Below are 289 nucleotides of genomic sequence, written 5' to 3' on the forward strand. Positions count from 1 at the left end.
CAACAACAGTTGGAGAGATCCGGAGTTTTCTTGGACTCGCAGGATACTATCGGAGATTTATTGAGAATTTCTCAAAGATTGCGAAGCCTATGACGGAGTTATTAAAGAAGGATACCAAGTTCATATGGACAGAGGACTGTGAGGCTAGTTTCCAGGAGTTGAAGAAACGCTTGGTTACCTCACCAGTGTTGATTTTGCCAGATCAGACCAAGGATTATGAGGTGTATTGCGACGCTTCACGTCGAGGACTTGGAGCAGTGCTTATGCAGGAAGGGAGAGTTGTTTCATA

1 protein-coding gene is annotated in these 289 nt (G+C 44.6%); it reads left to right on the plus strand.

From position 1 onward, the window contains the following. Positions 1-89 precede the first annotated feature (89 nt). Positions 90-289 (plus strand): ribonuclease H family protein (locus L9G74_RS24035; protein ID WP_238898560.1); only part of this gene is annotated, 200 nt, incomplete at its 3' end.

It is taken from the genome of Shewanella electrica, assembly GCF_022321485.1.
GTDB lineage: Bacteria > Pseudomonadota > Gammaproteobacteria > Enterobacterales > Shewanellaceae > Shewanella > Shewanella electrica.